General features: G+C 68.3%; 17 protein-coding genes. 7 read left to right on the top strand and 10 right to left on the bottom strand.

Annotated elements, in window-relative coordinates:
- The first annotated feature begins 5 nt into the window (after window positions 1-5).
- Window positions 6-965: a DUF808 domain-containing protein gene (locus AU185_RS05525; RefSeq protein ID WP_059099026.1), complete on the top strand. Its 960-nt coding sequence runs from the start codon at window positions 6-8 to the stop codon at window positions 963-965.
- A gap of 10 nt (window positions 966-975) precedes the next feature.
- Here the strand turns inward: AU185_RS05525 and manA are convergent, their stop codons facing one another.
- From manA to AU185_RS05505, 4 genes are all read right to left on the bottom strand, one after another.
- Window positions 976-2,202, bottom strand: coding sequence for a mannose-6-phosphate isomerase, class I (gene manA, locus AU185_RS05520; RefSeq protein ID WP_059099027.1), 1,227 nt, complete (start codon window positions 2,200-2,202; stop codon window positions 976-978).
- Between the two features lie 4 nt (window positions 2,203-2,206).
- Window positions 2,207-3,316 carry a hypothetical protein gene (locus tag AU185_RS05515; protein WP_059099028.1) on the bottom strand — a complete coding sequence of 370 codons (1,110 nt, stop codon included), beginning with the start codon at window positions 3,314-3,316 and terminating at the stop codon, window positions 2,207-2,209.
- Entirely contained in the window at window positions 3,313-4,710 is a 1,398-nt protein-coding gene (locus AU185_RS05510; protein WP_059099029.1) for a phosphomannomutase/phosphoglucomutase, read from the bottom strand. The genes AU185_RS05515 and AU185_RS05510 overlap by 4 nt, the downstream gene beginning before the upstream one ends.
- A gap of 64 nt (window positions 4,711-4,774) precedes the next feature.
- On the bottom strand, window positions 4,775-5,194 hold the full coding sequence (locus tag AU185_RS05505; protein ID WP_059099030.1) for a DUF3499 domain-containing protein: 420 nt from the start codon (window positions 5,192-5,194) through the stop codon (window positions 4,775-4,777).
- Between the two features lie 156 nt (window positions 5,195-5,350).
- On the opposite strand from AU185_RS05505, the gene AU185_RS05500 reads away from it, so the two are divergent.
- Window positions 5,351-5,773 (top strand): metallopeptidase family protein, encoded by a 423-nt coding sequence (locus AU185_RS05500; protein WP_059099093.1) that lies wholly within the window; start codon window positions 5,351-5,353, stop codon window positions 5,771-5,773.
- Window positions 5,774-5,782: 9 nt separating this feature from the next.
- Here AU185_RS05500 and AU185_RS05495 read toward each other — a convergent pair whose 3' ends face one another.
- Window positions 5,783-6,043 (bottom strand): WhiB family transcriptional regulator, encoded by a 261-nt coding sequence (locus AU185_RS05495; protein WP_231740286.1) that lies wholly within the window; start codon window positions 6,041-6,043, stop codon window positions 5,783-5,785.
- Between the two features lie 459 nt (window positions 6,044-6,502).
- Between AU185_RS05495 and cofD the strand changes: the two genes are divergently transcribed.
- From cofD to AU185_RS05480, 3 genes are read left to right on the top strand one after another with little or no spacing between them, the layout of a single operon-like run.
- Window positions 6,503-7,522: a 2-phospho-L-lactate transferase gene (gene cofD, locus AU185_RS05490; protein WP_059099032.1), complete on the top strand. Its 1,020-nt coding sequence runs from the start codon at window positions 6,503-6,505 to the stop codon at window positions 7,520-7,522.
- Entirely contained in the window at window positions 7,519-8,865 is a 1,347-nt protein-coding gene (locus AU185_RS05485; RefSeq protein ID WP_059099033.1) for a coenzyme F420-0:L-glutamate ligase, read from the top strand. The genes cofD and AU185_RS05485 overlap by 4 nt, the downstream gene beginning before the upstream one ends.
- Window positions 8,862-9,401 (top strand): NUDIX hydrolase, encoded by a 540-nt coding sequence (locus AU185_RS05480; RefSeq protein WP_059099034.1) that lies wholly within the window; start codon window positions 8,862-8,864, stop codon window positions 9,399-9,401. The genes AU185_RS05485 and AU185_RS05480 overlap by 4 nt, the downstream gene beginning before the upstream one ends.
- 1 nt (window position 9,402) lies before the next feature.
- Here the strand turns inward: AU185_RS05480 and manB are convergent, their stop codons facing one another.
- A complete protein-coding gene (gene manB / locus AU185_RS05475; RefSeq protein WP_172800345.1) occupies window positions 9,403-10,479 on the bottom strand; it encodes a mannose-1-phosphate guanylyltransferase in 1,077 nt (358 codons plus the stop codon).
- Window position 10,480: 1 nt separating this feature from the next.
- On the bottom strand, window positions 10,481-11,365 hold the full coding sequence (locus AU185_RS05470; protein ID WP_059099035.1) for a glycosyltransferase family 2 protein: 885 nt from the start codon (window positions 11,363-11,365) through the stop codon (window positions 10,481-10,483).
- A 285-nt stretch (window positions 11,366-11,650) separates the two neighbouring features.
- On the opposite strand from AU185_RS05470, the gene AU185_RS05465 reads away from it, so the two are divergent.
- Window positions 11,651-13,117: an LCP family protein gene (locus tag AU185_RS05465; protein WP_059099036.1), complete on the top strand. Its 1,467-nt coding sequence runs from the start codon at window positions 11,651-11,653 to the stop codon at window positions 13,115-13,117.
- A gap of 1 nt (window position 13,118) precedes the next feature.
- Window positions 13,119-13,835, top strand: coding sequence for a TIGR03089 family protein (locus AU185_RS05460; RefSeq protein ID WP_156425407.1), 717 nt, complete (start codon window positions 13,119-13,121; stop codon window positions 13,833-13,835).
- A gap of 4 nt (window positions 13,836-13,839) precedes the next feature.
- Here AU185_RS05460 and AU185_RS05455 read toward each other — a convergent pair whose 3' ends face one another.
- Genes AU185_RS05455 through AU185_RS05445 form a run of 3 tightly spaced genes read right to left on the bottom strand, consistent with a single transcriptional unit; the run spans window position 13,840 to window position 16,788 of the window.
- Window positions 13,840-15,003, bottom strand: coding sequence for an acyl-CoA dehydrogenase (locus AU185_RS05455; RefSeq protein WP_059099037.1), 1,164 nt, complete (start codon window positions 15,001-15,003; stop codon window positions 13,840-13,842).
- A gap of 59 nt (window positions 15,004-15,062) precedes the next feature.
- Window positions 15,063-15,575 (bottom strand): 5-(carboxyamino)imidazole ribonucleotide mutase, encoded by a 513-nt coding sequence (gene purE, locus AU185_RS05450; RefSeq protein ID WP_059099038.1) that lies wholly within the window; start codon window positions 15,573-15,575, stop codon window positions 15,063-15,065.
- Entirely contained in the window at window positions 15,568-16,788 is a 1,221-nt protein-coding gene (locus AU185_RS05445) for a 5-(carboxyamino)imidazole ribonucleotide synthase (RefSeq protein ID WP_286142976.1), read from the bottom strand. Before AU185_RS05445 ends, purE begins: the two co-directional genes overlap by 8 nt.
- Between the last annotated feature and the right edge of the window lie 39 nt (window positions 16,789-16,827).

Genomic DNA, 16,827 nt, shown 5'->3' with positions numbered 1-16,827 from the left:
ACGCGATGAGCGCGGGTCTGTTCGGGCTTCTCGACGATGTTGCGGTGCTGGCGCGGATGGCGGCGGCATCGGTCGACGACATCGGCGCGGCAGCGGGCCGGGCGACAGCCAAGGCCGCCGGGGTGGTCGTCGACGACACCGCGGTGACGCCGCAGTACGTGCACGGCCTCACCGCCGACCGCGAGCTGCCGATCATCAAACGGATCGCCATCGGATCGCTGCGCAACAAGCTGCTGTTCATCCTGCCGGCCGCCATGCTGCTCAGCCAGTTCGCGCCGTGGCTCCTGACCCCGCTGTTGATGCTCGGCGCCACATACCTGTGCTACGAGGGCGCCGAAAAGGTGTGGGGCCGCTTGAGTAAACACGGCGGGCACGACCAGCACGCCGTCCCCACCGCCGCCATCGGCGTGGACGCCGAGAAACAGATGGCCGCGGGCGCCATCCGCACCGACTTCATCCTGTCCGCCGAGATCATGGTGATCGCGTTGAACGAGGTGGCCAGCGAACGGTTCTGGCCGAGGTTGATCATCCTGATCGTGGTCGCGATCGTCATCACCCTTGCGGTCTACGGCGTCGTCGGGCTGATCGTGAAGATGGACGACATCGGGCTGCGCCTCACCCAGCGCTCGTCATCGTTCGCACAGAAGGTGGGCCGGGGACTGGTCGTGGGGATGCCCAAACTGCTCGCCGCGCTGTCGACCATCGGGACGGTCGCGATGCTGTGGGTGGGCGGTCACATCCTGCTCGTCGGAACCGACGACGTGGGTTGGCACGCTCCGTACGGGCTGGTGCACCACGCGGAGGACTTCATCCACCACGCCGTGCAGGGCGTCGGCGGCGTGTTGGCGTGGCTCACCAACACCGCGGCCTCGGCCGTCATCGGATTGGCCGTCGGCGCCGTGATCGTGGCGATCATGCATGTGTTGCCCTTCGGCAGGCGCACGAAGGAAGACACGCCGCACTGAGCGGCGCGCGCTAGATTCCGACGGTCGCGCGGAACAGTTTCGTCGGCTGCGTCGCGGCGAGCCGGATCGGTCCCTCGTCGGCCGACACCCACGCCGCCGATCCCTTGTTCAGCGTGACTGTGCCGCCCTTGGCGTGCACGACGGTCGAGCCCTCGGTGCACAACAGGATCTGCGGACCGTCGTGTCGCGTGGGCGCGTCGATCTCGTGGCCGGTCCGGTCCCCGTCGATGTGCAGCACCGACACCGCGAACTCGGGCGCCGGGGTGCGGTAGACCGACTCGATGCCGTCCTCGACCTCCTCGGGCCGGACCACCACGTCAGCGGCGGGCGTGAAGTCGAGAACACGCAACAACTCCGGCACGTCGACGTGCTTTGGGGTGAGCCCACCGCGTAACACGTTGTCGGAGTTGGCCATCACCTCCACGCCGACGCCGTTGAGGTAAGTGTGCAGATTGCCCGCGGGTAGGTAGATTCCTTCGCCCGGCTTCAACGTGATGCGGTTGAGCAGCAACGAGGCCAGCACACCCGCGTCGCCGGGATAACGTTCGCCGAGCTCCAGCACCGTCTTGGCTTCAGCCGCGAATTCTCTTCTGCCGGACCGGACATAGTGAATGGCGCCGTCGATCACGGCGGGCACCAGCACGTCGAGGTCGGGTTGCGGCGCGGTGATCCAGGTGGTGAACAACGCGCGCAGTCCGCCGGCGTCGGGTTGGCCGGAAAGCAGGTTGACGTACGGATCGAGATCGGTGACCGCGAGCGCCCGCATCAACTCGATGCTCCCCGCGGCGGGCCGGAAACCCGCCAGCGCCTCGAACTGGCTCAGGGCGACGATCAATTCCGGCTTGTGGCTGGGATCGCGGTAATTGCGGTTCGGCGCCGACACGGGAATGCCCAGTCTGTTCTCCCGCTCGAAACCCTCCAGCGCCTGTTCGGCGCTGGGGTGCGCCTGCAGCGACAGCGGCTCGTCTGCGGCCAGCACCTTCACCAGGAAGGGCAGCGTGTCGCCGAACCGCGCACACACCGCCGCACCCAACTGACCCTCGGGATCGTCGCGCAGTGCGGCGAGCAGCGAGCGCTGCCCGTCCTCGGTCACCAGCATGGCCGGATCGCCGGGGTGCGCACCGAACCACAACTCCGCTTCAGGATGCGCTGTGGGACAAGCCCTTCCGGTGAACTCGGCAATATCGGTGCGCGAACCCCAGGCATAGGTCCGCACCGCTCCGCGTAGCAGGTGCACTTGGCTAACCTCGAACTAGTTTCAGGTACACGGCGGTCATCTCCAGCCGGACGGCGAGCATCGCCAGCTGTTGTTCCAGACGTCCGGCCGCCGACGACGCATCCGGAACGGCCGCTCCCTCCGGCAGTTCGGGCACGTCCTGGGCGCTGATCACGTCGACGTCGTCCAGGCCCACGGCTCGGGCGACGACGGTTGGCCGCTCCGCGTCGGTGGTCAGCACGAATGTGCGCACCCGCGGTGGAAGCGGACCGTCGATCTGCTCGTCGTGGAAGATCGACCGTTCCCGGTCGGCCGCCGAGGTGTCCCCCATGCCGCCGCGCATCGCCACCAGTGCGTCGGCCAAGCCGACCGCGGCGACCACTCGATGGGCGATGCGCAGCAGAATCGCGGCACAGTGCCGGGCCATCGCGAGCGTCGCCGCGCTGTCACCGGACAGCACGACATCGCGGTCCGACATCTGCTCGGCCAGCGTCTTGGCCGGGTTGGTGAACAGTTCGCGCGCCGCGCTGTTGCGAAGCGCCTCGGCATCGAGTTCGTCGGCCAGCGCCGCGAGGTCGACGTGCATGGCCGGATCGACGACGCTCAGCGTCGCCAGCCCGACGGCGAGGTAGCGCACCAGACCGAATTCGTCGGGCACCCAGACCCGCGGCGCCAGCACCACGGCCCTGCCCGCCGCGACGTCGCGCAACGGGCCTTCGTACGGCGCGGCGACGACCACCCGGGCGCCGCGTCGCACCCCGGTCGCGGCGGCGTTCACCAGCGCGGGATCCCCCGCATCGTCGCCCGCGACGACCAGCACGTCCAACGGACCGATCCACGGCGGCACCTCCGCGGCGACGACGATCGGCGCCGCCACCGACGCGCCGAACGCCGCGGCCAGCACCGATCCCGCGGTCTCGGAGTTCCCGCGACCGGCAACCCAGATCAGGGTGCGGGGCGGGCCGTCCGCCCGTAACGATTCGAGTTCTCCCTCGTCCAGCGCGGCGGCGGTGGCCCGCACTTGGGCACCGGCTGTTGAAGCGGCGCGCAGCAGGCCGTCGCGGTCGGCGCGCAGCAGGCCGTCGACGTCGTCGAGGTTCACCACCGCGGCCGAGGACGGCGGACCCGCAGTCACGTCGCGGCCTCGGATTCGGAGGGAACCTGCGCGCGAACGGTCCTGGAGATCTCGCCGACGATCGCATCGACCTCCTCGGTGCTGCGGGCTTCGACGTTGAGCCGCAGCAGCGGTTCTGTATTCGACATGCGCAGGTTGAACCAAATCCCCTCACCCAGGTCGACCGTGACCCCGTCGAGGTGGTCGATCGAGTGGATCCGGGAGCCGAACGCCTTGAGCACGTCGTCCACACATCGCTCGGCATCGGTGACCGTGAAGTTGATTTCCCCGGATGCCTCGTAGCGCTGGTAGTCGGCCATGAAATCCGATAACGGGCGGTCCTGCTCGCCCAGCGCGGCCAACACGTGCAGCGCGGCCAGCATGCCGGAGTCGGCGCCCCAGAAGTCGCGGAAGTAGTAGTGCGCCGAATGCTCGCCGCCGAAGATCGCACCGGTGTCGGCCATCAGCGCCTTGATATAGGAGTGCCCGACACGGCTGCGCACGGGCGTACCGCCCCGCTCGGTCACCAGCTCGGGCACTGCCCGCGAGGTGATCAGATTGTGAATCACCGTGGCGCCGATCTCCCTACCGAGTTCCCGTGCGGCCACCAGCGCGGTCACCGCCGACGGCGACACCGGATGCCCCTTCTCGTCGACGACGAAACACCGGTCGGCGTCGCCGTCGAAGGCCAGCCCGATGTCGGCGCCGGATTGGACGACGTACTCCTGCAGATCGGCCAGGTTGGCGGGGTCCAGTGGGTTGGCCTCGTGGTTCGGGAAGGTGCCGTCGAGCTCGAAGTACAGCGGCGACAACGTGATCCCGGGGATCGGGCCCAGCACCGCGGGGGCGGTGTGGCCGGCCATCCCGTTGCCCGCGTCGACGGCGACCTTCAGCGGTCGCAACTCCGCCAGGCTCACCAGCGAGCGCAGAAACTCGCCGTATTCGCCCAATACGTCGCGGTCGCTGATGCTGCCGTGCGCACCGTCGTAGCCGGGGACACCGGCGATGACCTCTTCGGCGATGCTCGACAAGCCGGTGTCCTTGCCCACCGGTTTCGCGCCGGCACGGCAGAGCTTGATGCCGTTGTAGGCGGCCGGGTTGTGGCTGGCGGTGAACATCGCGCCGGGGCAGTCCAGCAGACCCGAGGCGAAGTACAGCTGGTCGGTCGAGGCGAGTCCGATCCGCACCACGTCGAGGCCCTGCCCAGTCACGCCGTCGGCGAAGGCCGCTGCCAGCGCCGGCGAACTCGCCCGCATATCGTAACCGATCACCACCTGCGACGCGCCGTCGCGCATGAGGCGGGCGAAGGCACCGCCGACGTCGGCGACGAACCGCTCATCGAGTTCGGATCCGACCAGGCCACGCACGTCATAGGCCTTGATGACGCGATGAACAGCCGCGGCGGGCCGTGACATAGAACTCCTTGTGACGTGGTACTGCTGGCGCCAGCCTAACCGTCCGTGAAGGCGTACACGTGAACTAGTCAGTGGGGTCGGGCAACACCCGCAGATGGCCCCGGCGACGGCCGTTGGACTCCGGACGCCTGGCCGGCGGTGCCATCAGGGAGCCGCCGTGCGCGCCGGTGACCGGATCGGAGAAGCCGGTCGCCACCCCGTTGACCGGCGGAGCGAGGTCGCGGCCCTCGCGGACCGCGTCCGCGAGCGCGACGAGGTCGTCCTCGTCGGGATGAGACGGCAGTGGACCCGCGTGCCGAACCAGTTCCCAGCCGCGCGGCGCGGTGACCCGACCGGCATGCACCACGCACAGGTCCCACGAGTGCGGTTCGGCCACCGTGGCCAGCGGCCCGACCACCGCGGTGGAGTCCGCGTAGACGAATGTCAGCGTCGCGACCGCATAATGCGGGCACCCGGGCCGGCAGCAGCGACGGGGAACGTTCACAGCGGAAGGCTATCGTGGCCGCACGCCGCACGTCGCCGGACACGCGCAGCCCGCCGACGGCCGATCTCGAACCGTTACGATCTTGTTCACCCGCACGAGAGGAGCACCGAGGCGGTGGTCAAGCGGCAATATCTGCGCTCGCGCCGGGGCCGCGACATGCGCGGACCGTTGCTTCCTCCCACGGTGCCGGGTTGGCGCAGTCGCGCCGAGCGGTTCGACATGGCGGTGCTCGAGGCTTACGAGCCGATCGAACGGCGTTGGCAGGACCGGCTGACGGCGCTGGATGTGGCGGTCGACGAGATTCCGCGGATCGCGCCGAAAGATCCCGACAGTGTGCAGTGGCCGCCGGAGGTGATCGCCGACGGGCCGATTGCGCTGGCCCGGCTGATCCCGGCTGGTGTCGATGTTCGGGGTAACGCCACAAGGGCGCGGATTGTGTTGTTCCGCAAGCCGATCGAGCGGCGCGCCAAGGATGTTGTCGAACTCGAAGAGCTGCTGCATGAGATTCTGGTGGCTCAGGTCGCCACGTATCTGGGCGTCGAGCCTTCGGTCATCGACCCGACGATCGACGACGATTGACCGCTGCGGTCAGATGATTCCGCGCTTGAGCCGACGACGCTCGCGTTCGGACAGGCCGCCCCAGATGCCGAAGCGCTCGTCGTGCGCCAGCGCGTACTCCAGGCACGCGTCGCGCACCTCGCAGCCCTGGCAGATTCGCTTGGCTTCGCGCGTCGAGCCACCCTTCTCGGGGAAGAATGCCTCGGGGTCGGTCTGAGCGCACAGCGCGCGCTCCTGCCACAGATCGTCTTCGGGTGTAAGCGCCGGCGCAACGTCGATCGGATCGGGCACCAGACTTAGCTGGGGACGCCGGGGCGTCTCAACAGGTGCCGATCCGGAATTGGCGTGCGGGGCGCTGTCTACTGAGCCGAGGAATCGGTTGTCAAACCGAATCAGACGATCGAAATCGCCGTACTCAAAAGACATCTTCGGCCTCCTCACCTGGTTTCGCTGATCCCCTATAAGCGCCCCACCGGAACGTGGGACCCATTCAATTCGAACAAGTGATCGAATCTCGGTCTGCGGCACCGGAACCGGATGGCCTACCGGGAAATGACACTGGTGTGATTACACACGCGTGAGCTGCCCCGGTCAAGCGTTAGAACAGGAATTCATACCATTCCGTGATCGAAATGCGGCGAGTCGTTACCACGGCGTGTCTGTCACATTCCGCGAATCCCACGGGCCCCCCGAGGATTGAGGCACTCCTGGGCGAACCGAATTCGCTTGGACGGCCTACGCTCGGTCGATGTGAAGGTCACGGTACTCGTCGGCGGCGTCGGTGGCGCACGCTTCCTACTCGGCGTGCAGCACATGCTGGGGCTCGGGCAATTCGCTGTCACGAAAGATGCTGCTGTGACTGATGATTCTACAGTGCATGAACTGACGGCTGTGGTCAACGTCGGTGACGACGCATGGATGTTCGGGGTGCGCATCTGCCCCGACCTCGACACGTGCATGTACACGCTCGGCGGCGGCATAGACCCGGACCGCGGATGGGGACATCGCAACGAAACCTGGCATGCCAAAGAGGAACTCGCGGCTTACGGCGTACAACCGGACTGGTTCGGGCTCGGCGACCGGGATCTCGCGACTCACCTCGTGCGCAGCCAGATGCTGCGCGCCGGCTACCCGCTGTCGCAGGTGACCGAGGCGCTGTGCAAGAGATGGTCGCCGGGCGCGACGCTGCTGCCCGCCAGCGACGACCGCAGTGAAACCCACGTCGTCATCACCGATCCGGGACCCGGTGAGCACGCCGGCGAGAAACGCGCCATCCACTTCCAGGAGTGGTGGGTGCGCTACCGCGCGCAGGTGCCCACGCACAGCTTCGCTTTCGTCGGCGCCGATAAAGCCACGGCGGGGCCCGGCGTCACCGAGGCGATCGAATCCGCCGATGTCGTCATGATCGCGCCGTCCAACCCGGTGGTGAGCATCGGCGCGATCCTCGCCGTGCCGGGTGTCCGCGGCGCGCTGCGGTCGACACCGGCACCGGTCATCGGCTACTCCCCCATCATCGGCGGAAAGCCGTTGCGCGGCATGGCGGACGAATGTCTGTCGGTGATCGGCGTGCCGAGCACCTCGGAGGCCGTCGGCCGGCACTACGGCGCGCGCTCCGGCGTCGGGATCCTCGACGGCTGGCTGGTGCACGAGGACGACCACGCCGAGATAGACGGTGTCGAGGTCCGCTCCGTGCCGCTGTTGATGTCCGACCCCGCGGCGACCGGCGAAATGGTGCGCGCCGGACTGGATTTAGCGGGCGTGAAACCGTGACCGAGCACGGAACGGCCGCTGCCGTCGAACTTCTCCCGGTGCCCGGGTTGCCGGAGTTCCGGCCCGGTGACGACCTCGCCGCGGCGATCGCCGATGCTGCACCGTGGCTGCGCGACGACGACGTCGTGGTGGTGACCAGCAAGGTGCTGTCGAAGTGCGAGGGACGCATCGTCGACGCCCCCGCCGATCCGGAAGAGCGCGATGCCCTGCGCCGCAAGCTCATCGACTCCGAGGCGGTTCGCGTGCTGGCCCGCAAAGGCCGCACACTGATCACCGAGAACAAGATCGGATTGGTTCAGGCCGCCGCAGGAGTCGACGGATCCAACGTCGACTCCGCCGAACTTGCGCTGTTGCCAACCGATCCCGACGCCAGCGCGGCCGCGCTGCGAACCGCTCTGGGTGAGCGCCTCGGTGTGACCGTCGGCGTGGTCGTCACCGACACCATGGGCCGGGCATGGCGCAACGGGCAGATCGACGTGGCCATCGGGGCCGCCGGCCTGACCGTGCTGCACGGGTATGAGGGATCGCTCGACCGGCACGGCAACGAGCTGATCGTCACCGAGATCGCGGTCGCCGACGAGATCGCTGCGGCAGCGGATCTGGTGAAGGGCAAGCTGACCGACATCCCTGTGGCGGTGCTGCGCGGGCTGCCACTGGCAGACGACGGTTCGACGGCGCGCAAGCTGGTCCGGGCGGGCGAGGAGGACTTGTTCTGGCTGGGCACCGAGGAAGCCATCGCGCTGGGCAGGAGTCAGGCCCAGCTGCTGCGCCGGTCGGTGCGCCGGTTCTCCGCTGAGCCCGTAGCCCATGAGCTCGTGGAAGCCGCTGTCGCGGAGGCCCTCACCGCGCCGGCACCGCACCACACGCGGCCGGTGCGGTTCGTGTGGTTGCAGGACCGGGACAGACGGCTGGCGCTACTCGATCGGATGAAAGACAAGTGGCGCGCCGATCTGTCGGCCGATGGCCGCTCCGCCGAGGCCGTCGAACGCCGCGTCGACCGTGGCCGAATACTTTACGACGCACCGGAAGTCGTCATCCCTTTCCTGGTTCCCGACGGTGCGCACAGCTATCCCGACGCCGACCGTACCGCCGCCGAGCACACGATGTTCACCGTCGCGGTCGGCGCGGCGGTGCAGGCGCTGCTGGTGGCGTTGGCCGTGCGCGGTGTCGGCAGCTGCTGGATCGGCTCGACGATATTCGCCCCGCATGTGGTCCGCGACGAGCTCGGGCTGCCCGATGACTGGGAACCGTTGGGCGCAATCGCGATCGGCTATGCGGACGACGGCGCGCCGTCGGGCCCGCGGGCGCCGGTGCGGACCGACGGTCTGCTGGTGCGCAAGTGAGCCTGCACGCGTCGGCGGTCGAGGCGCTTTGCCGTTGGCGGGCACCCGATCCCGCTCAGGACACGCTGCGGCATGCGGTGCTGGCGTTTCTGGCGGCCAGGCCCGATGGATGTCTGCGTGAGTGCGTGCCCGGACACGTCACCGGGTCGGCGCTGGTAGTCGACCACACCGGCACGCATGCTCTTCTCACGCTGCACCCGCGGTTCGGGCGGTGGCTGCAGCTGGGCGGGCACTGCGAGGCCACCGACCCCGACATCGTCGCGGCTGCGTTGAGGGAGGCCACCGAGGAGTCCGGCATCGACGGGCTCACGATCGACCCGACCCTGGCGGCGTTGCATGTTCATCCGGTCGTCTGTTCGCTGGGCGTGCCCACCCGCCACCTCGACATGCAATTCATCGTGCACGCTCCCGCGGGCGCCGAGATCGTCGCGAGCGACGAGTCGTTGGATTTGCGTTGGTGGCCGTTGGACGCGTTACCCCAGGACTGCGACTTCGGCCTCACCCAACTGGCGGCGGCGGCTACACGCTCCCGGTGACTCAGACGTCGGTCGAGAAGCGGACGCCGCCGTCGGGAATCGTGACCCCCGGCCAGACGCGTGCACCGCGCAGCAGTTCGCAGCGCGCGCCGATGTCGGCGCCGTCGCCGATCACCCCGTCGCGGATCAGTGCGCGCGGACCGATGCGCGCGCCGAAGCCGACGATCGAGCGTTCGATCACCGCACCCGCTCCCACGCGCGCGCCGTCGAAGATGACCGCGCCGTCCAGCCTTGCGCCGCCGGCGATTTCGGCGCCGCGGCCGACCACGGTGCCGCCGATCAACAGCGCACCCGGTGCGACGCTGGCGCCGTCGTGCACCAGTTTTTCGCCGCGGTGTCCGCCTAGCGCCGGCGACGGCGCGATGCCGCGGACCAGATCGGCCGATCCCCGCACGAAGTCCTCCGGGGTGCCCATGTCGCGCCAGTACGTGGCGTCGACGTAGCCGCACACCCGAAGCCCGTCGGACAGTAGCCCCGGGAACACCTCGCGTTCCACCGACAGCGCCCGGCCCGTGGGGATGCGCTCGATGACTTCGCGCTTGAACACGTAGCAGCCCGCGTTGATCTGGTCGGTCGGCGGGTCCTGCGTCTTCTCCAGGAACGCGGTGACCATGCCGTCGGAATCGGTCGGCACACAACCGAACGCCCGTGGATCGCCGACGCGCACCAGGTGCAGCGTCAGGTCGGCGCCGTTGCTGTCGTGGTAATCGAGCAGAGCGCGCAGGTCGGCTCCCGACAACACGTCGCCGTTGAAGACCAGCGCGGTGTCGTGGCGCAGCATCGGAGCCACATTCGCGATGCCGCCACCGGTGCCCAGCGGTTCGGTCTCGACGACGTAGTCGATCTGCAGACCGAATTTGGACCCGTCGCCGAACTCCGCCTCGAACACCCCGGCCTTGTACGACGTGCCCAGCACCACGTGTTCGATGCCCGTGTCGGCGATGCGCGACAACAGATGCGTCAAGAACGGCAATCCGGCCGTCGGCAGCATCGGCTTGGGCGCCGACAGGGTCAACGGCCGCAGGCGGGTGCCCAGGCCGCCGACCAGAATGACGGCGTCCACTTGTGCGGGGTTCACGCTAGCGCCGTCCTTTCGCCCGTCTGCGACGTGAATTGCGGACCACCAGACCCGCGCGTGCGGCGAGCGAGCTCCGGATCGTCCACCGCAGCGGACCCTGCCACCACCTGGGATACCGATCCGCCAGAAAAGTGTAGGTGCTCGTGTGATGGGCGGCCAAGTTGCGCGCGGGGTCCCTGCCGGTCGCATGACCCTTGTCGTGCAACACCTCGGCGGAAGGCACGTACACGTTCTGCCAGCCAGCGCGCAGCAGCCGATCACCCAGGTCGACGTCCTCCATGTACATGAAGTAGCGCTCGTCGAACCCGGAGATCTCCTCGAAGGCCGACCGCCGTAGCAACAGGCACGAGCCCGACAGCCAGCCGACCGGACGTTCGCTGGGCTCGTGTCGCTCCTGGCGGTACTCGGCGGTCCACGGATTGGACTTCCAGATCGGCCCGACCACCGCGTGCATGCCCCCGCGCACCAGGCTCGGCTGGTGTCGGGCGGACGGATACACCGAACCGTCGGGGTCGCGGATCAACGGCCCCAGCGACGCGGCGCGCGGCCACCGGGCAGCGGCCTCCAGCAAGATGTCGATGCTGCGTGGGCCCCACTGCACGTCTGGGTTCGCCACCACGAAATAGTCGGAGTAATCCGAATCCTTCAGGTATTCGTCGACGGCGCGGTTGACGGCACTGCCGTAACCGAGATTGCCTCCGGTTCGCAGCAATCGGGCATTGGGATAGCGCTCGAGCGCTTCCTCCGGCGCCCCGTCGGTCGACCCGTTGTCGGCCATGATCACGGTCACCGGCCGGTCGGTCGCATGCGACAGCGAGGCGAGGAACCGGTCGAGATGCGGCCCCGGTGAGTACGTCACCGTGACGACTACCAATTCGTCACTCACGTGACGGCCACCAAATCATCACTCACGTGACGGCCACCAATTCGTCACTCACGTGACACCACCACTTCCGCGCTCACGGCGTAGAGGTTAACGGGCCGTCGGGTCGATCCGCCGCGAGCGCACCTCATCACGCGGTATGCGTGCCTGAGCTGCCAGAACCCACCCGACATGCCGACCGTGCGGGGCATAACGATTGGGGCGGACTTGCAGAAAGACACAGTCACGAGTCTGGCACGCCGACCCGCGCTACCCGGTCTGCGGCTGGGTCGCAAGTAGCCTGGGCTGATGCCCGGTCGAATGCTCCGTGTGATCGCCGTGTCCGCGGCCTTGGCCGTCGTGGTCGGAACGGGCGTCGCCTGGGGCAAGATCCGCTCGTTCGAATCCGGCATCAATCAGATCTCGCCGATCGCGCTCGGCGAAGGCGGCGAAGACGGCGCCATCGACATCCTTCTCGTCGGCATGGACAGTCGGACCGATGCCCACGGCAACCCCCTGTCCGAGGAGGAGCTGGCGACCCTGCGGGCAGGCGACGACGAGGCCACCAACACCGACACGATCATCCTGGTCCGCGTCCCCAACAACGGAAAGTCCGCCACCGCGATCTCGATTCCCCGTGACTCCTACGTCGAGGCACCGGGGATCGGCAAGATGAAGATCAACGGCGTGTACGGCTCCGAGCACTTGGAGAAGATGACCGAGCTCGTCGAGCAGGACGGCATGGACCCGGCGGAGGCCCAGCCGAAGGCGACCGAAGCCGGTCGCGAAGCCCTGATCAAGACGGTGGCCAACCTCACCGGTGTCACCGTCGACCACTACGCCGAGATCGGCCTGCTCGGATTCGCGTTGATCACCGATGCCCTGGGCGGTGTCACCGTGTGTCTGAAAGAAGCCGTGTACGAACCCCTTTCGGGCGCGGACTTTCCGGCGGGCTGGCAGAAGCTCAACGGCCCGCAGGCGTTGAGCTTCGTTCGGCAGCGGCACGACCTGCCGCGCGGCGACCTCGACCGGGTGACACGCCAACAGGCCGTGATGGCGTCGCTGGCGCACGACGTGATCTCCAGCAAGACGCTGTCCAGCCCGTCCACGCTGAACCGGCTGCAGCAGGCCGTCCAACGCTCGGTGGTGCTCTCCGACGGTTGGGATGTCATGGAATTCGCCGACCAGCTGCAGAAGCTCGCCGCGGGCAATGTCGCGTTCGCGACCATCCCGGTCCTGCAGGAGAACGGCTGGAGCGACGACGGAATGCAAAGCGTGGTGCGGGTCGATCCCGACCAGGTGAAGAGTTGGGTCGACGGATTGCTGCACGACCAGGACGAAGGCAAGACCGAGGAACTCGCGTACTCGCCCGACAAGACCACCGTCGACGTGGTCAACGCCACCGACGTCAACGGTCTGGCCGCCGCGGTGTCACAGGTGTTGACCAACAAGGGGTTCACGCCCGGCGCCACCGGCAACCACGAACCGGTGGCCGGCAGCCAGGTGCGCGCGGCCAAGACAGACGACCTTGGCGCGCAAGCGGTCTCGAAAGACCTCGGCGGCCTACCGGTCATCGAGGATCCCTCGGTGGCTCCCGGCTCCGTGCGGGTGGTGCTGGCCGACGACTACACGGGTCCCGGGTCCGGTTTGGACGGCACCGATCCGCTGTTGACGACCGCCGATTCCGTCGCCGTCGGTTCCACCGGTTCGGAGACCGCCCCGCCCCCTTCGCCTATCCTGACCGCCGGGTCGAGCGATCCGAAGTGCGTCAATTAGCGTGACGACGGTCAGCGGGGCGATCCTCGATCCGCTCATGGCGTCAGATCCCGCCGGGCCGCGTATCACCTACTACGACGACGCCACCGGTGAACGCATCGAGCTGTCGACCGCGACGCTCGCGAACTGGGCCGCCAAGACCGCCAACCTGTTACGCGACGAGCTGGGTGCAGGACCGTCGACCCGTGTGGCAGTCCTGCTGCCCGCGCACTGGCAAACCGCCGCGGTGCTGTTCGGCATCTGGTGGATCGGCGCGGAGGTCGTGCTCGGCGGCGATCCCGACATGCACGCCGACATCGCGTTGTGCACCGCGGACCGGTTGGGCGAGGCCGACGCCGCGGTCGGAATGGGCGAGGTTGCGGTGCTATCGCTGGATCCGTTCGGCAAGCCGGCGGCCGACCTGCCCGTCGGCGTGACCGACTACGCCACCGCCGTGCGGGTGCACGGCGACCAGATCTCACCGGAACCCGTTCCCGGCCCCGCGCTGGACGGCCGCACGGTTGCCGAATTACTCACCGCCGCTCGGGAATCCGCTGCGGCGCAGGGCTTTACCGGAAACGACCGCGTGCTGTCGAGCGGCGGCTGGGATACGCTCGACAAGCTCATCGAGCATCTTCTCGCGGTCTTCGCCGCGGGCGCCTCGCTGGTGCAGGTGGCCAACCCCGACCCCTCCGTGCTGGACCGCCGCAGGGAGATGGAGAAGGTGACGAGGGGCTGATCGGTTACTTCAGCAAGGCGCGCGACATCACCACGCGCTGAATCTGATTGGTGCCCTCGTAGATCTGCGTGATCTTCGCGTCGCGCATGAACCGCTCGACGGGGAAGTCGGTGGTGTAGCCGTAGCCGCCGAACAGTTGCACCGCGTTGGTGGTGACCTCCATGGCGACGTCGGAGGCGAAGCACTTCGAGGCCGACGAGATGAATCCGAGTGCCGGCTCGCCGCGTTCGGCGCGGGCGGCCGCGGTGTAGACCATCAGACGGGCGGCTTCGACCTTCATCGCCATGTCCGCGATCATGAACTGCACCGCCTGGAAGTCGCCGATCGGCTTGCCGAACTGCTTGCGCTCCTTGACATATGCGATCGATGCGTCGAGAGCGCCCTGCGCGATGCCCACGGCCTGCGCGCCGATGGTCGGCCGGGTGTGGTCCAACGTCGCCAGCGCCGTCTTGAAGCCCGTGCCTTCGTCGCCGATGATGCGGTCGGCGGGGATGCGGCAGTCTTCGAAGTACAACTCGGTGGTGGGCGAGCCCTTGATGCCCATCTTCTTCTCCTTGGCGCCGATGGAGAAGCCGGGGTCGTCCTTGTGCACGACGAACGCCGAGATGCCGTTGGCGCCCTTGTCGGGGTCGGTCACCGCCATCACCGTGTACCACGTCGAGTGTCCGCCGTTGGAGATCCAGCACTTCGCGCCGTTGAGCACCCACTCGTCGCCCTCGCGGCGCGCCCGCGTGCGCATCGACGCCGCGTCGCTGCCGGCCTCGCGCTCCGAGAGCGCATACGACGCCACCGCCTCGCCCGCCGCGATCGACGGCAGCACCTGCTTCTTGAGTTCCTCACTGCCGCGCAGCAGCAGCCCCATGGTGCCCAGCTTGTTGCAGATCGGGATCAGCGACGACGACGCGCACACCCGCGCGACCTCTTCGATCACGATGCACGCCGCGACCGAATCGCCGCCCTGACCGCCGTACTCCTCGGGGATGTGAATCGCGGCCATCCCGGACGCGGTCAGCGCCGCCAGCGCCTCGTCGGTGTAGCGCGCCTTCTCATCGACGTCGGCGGCGTACGGCGCGATCTCCTTTTCGCAGAGGTCGCGGAGCACCGCGCGCAATTCATTGTGCTCGTCGGAAAGCCGGAAGGCGTCGAACGACGGGTTCGAGATGGCCATGGGAGCTCCTTGCTACTCGCCGGTAACTTTACCCTCGCGGTTCCGACGGCACCGGCAGCCTACTGCCCGAGCAAGCGGTCCCGCAGCGCCGCATCCTTCTGCATGACAGTGTCCTGCAGGTCGGACTGAAACTGCACGACCCGCTCCCGCAGCACGGCGTCGGACGCCCCCAGGATCCGCACCGCCAGCAACCCTGCGTTGCGGGCCCCGCCGATCGACACCGTGGCCACCGGCACGCCGGCGGGCATCTGCACGATCGACAGCAGCGAGTCCAGTCCGTCCAGCTTGGCCAGAGGCACCGGCACACCGATGACCGGAAGCGGCGTTGCCGACGCCACCATGCCGGGCAGATGGGCAGCGCCGCCGGCACCGGCGATGATCACCTCGATACCGCGGTCCGCCGCGCTCTGCGCGTACTCGAGCATGCGGACCGGGGTGCGGTGCGCGGAGACGACGCCGACCTCGAACGGCACGCCGAACTCGGCCAGGGCGTGCGCAGCGTCTTCCATCACCGACCAGTCGCTGTCGCTGCCCATGATCAGGCCGACCCGCGGCGCCGGGGCACTAGTCATGGGCACTCCATCCGTCCGTCCATTCCGCATGCGACAACCAGTGTGCCGCCCTGACCGCACGTTCCCGCACCTCGGCGACGTACGCGTCGTCATCGGCAGAGCCGCTGGCCGCGCCGACGACGTTCACATGCCCGATCTTGCGGCCCGGCCGTTCTTGTTTCCCGTACAGATGCACCTTGGCATCCGGCAGCCTCGCGAACAGATGATGCAGCCGTTCGTCCATCGTCATCGCCGGAGAGTCTTGTGCGCCAAGGATATTGGCCATCACCGTGACCGGTGCGATCGGCGCGGTGTCACCGAGCGGATAGTCCAGCACTGCGCGCAGATGTTGTTCGAACTGACTCGTACGGGCGCCGTCCATGGTCCAGTGCCCGGAATTGTGCGGACGCATCGCCAGCTCGTTGACGAGCAGCGCACCGTCCACGGTCTCGAACAATTCGACGGCGAGCACGCCGACCACGCCGAGCTCCGCTGCCAGCTGCAGCCCCAGTCGGCCTGCCGCAGAACGCAACTCATCGTCGAGCCGCGGCGCCGGCGCGATGACCTCCACGCAGATGCCGTCGCGCTGCACGGTCTCGACCACCGGCCACGCCGCGCCCTGACCGAACGGTGAGCGGGCCACCAGCACAGCCAGCTCGCGCCGCATCGCCACCCTCTCCTCGATCAGCACTTCGGCGCCGCCCGACAGGTACCGACGCGCCGCGTCGCGCGCGTCGGCAGCATCGCGGGCCAGCGTCACACCGCGGCCGTCGTATCCGCCGCGCGCGGTCTTGACCACGACGGGGCCGTCGACGCGGGCGGCGAACGCGTCGACGTCGGCAAGCTGACCGACCGCCGCGAACCGCGGCACCGGCGCACCGAGCGTCTCGAGCCGTCGACGCATCACCAATTTGTCCTGGGCGTGGATCAAGGCCGACGGTGGCGGTGCCACGTTGACGCCGTCGGCGACGAGTTTCTCCAGCAGCTCGGGAGGGACGTGCTCATGATCGAAGGTCAGCGCGGCGGCGCCCGCGGCCGCGCGGCGCAACGCATCGAGATCGGTATGCGTGCCCAGCACCACATCGGGGCTGACCTGCGCGGCCGGGTCGGCGGCGTCGACGGCGAGAACACGCAGCGTCTGACCGAGCGCGATGGCCGCCTGATGAGTCATTCTGGCCAGCTGTCCACCGCCGACCATGGCCACCACCGGGGGTCCGTTCGGGTTCTGCGACACGCCCTAATGGTGTCATGACCGCCCAGGCGGGCCGGTCAC

Origin of the sequence: Mycobacterium sp. GA-0227b (assembly GCF_001499855.1) — a bacterium.
Lineage (GTDB): Bacteria > Actinomycetota > Actinomycetes > Mycobacteriales > Mycobacteriaceae > Mycobacterium.
Note: the sequence above shows the minus strand (reverse complement) of the source record. Positions and strands in the feature narration are given on the sequence as shown.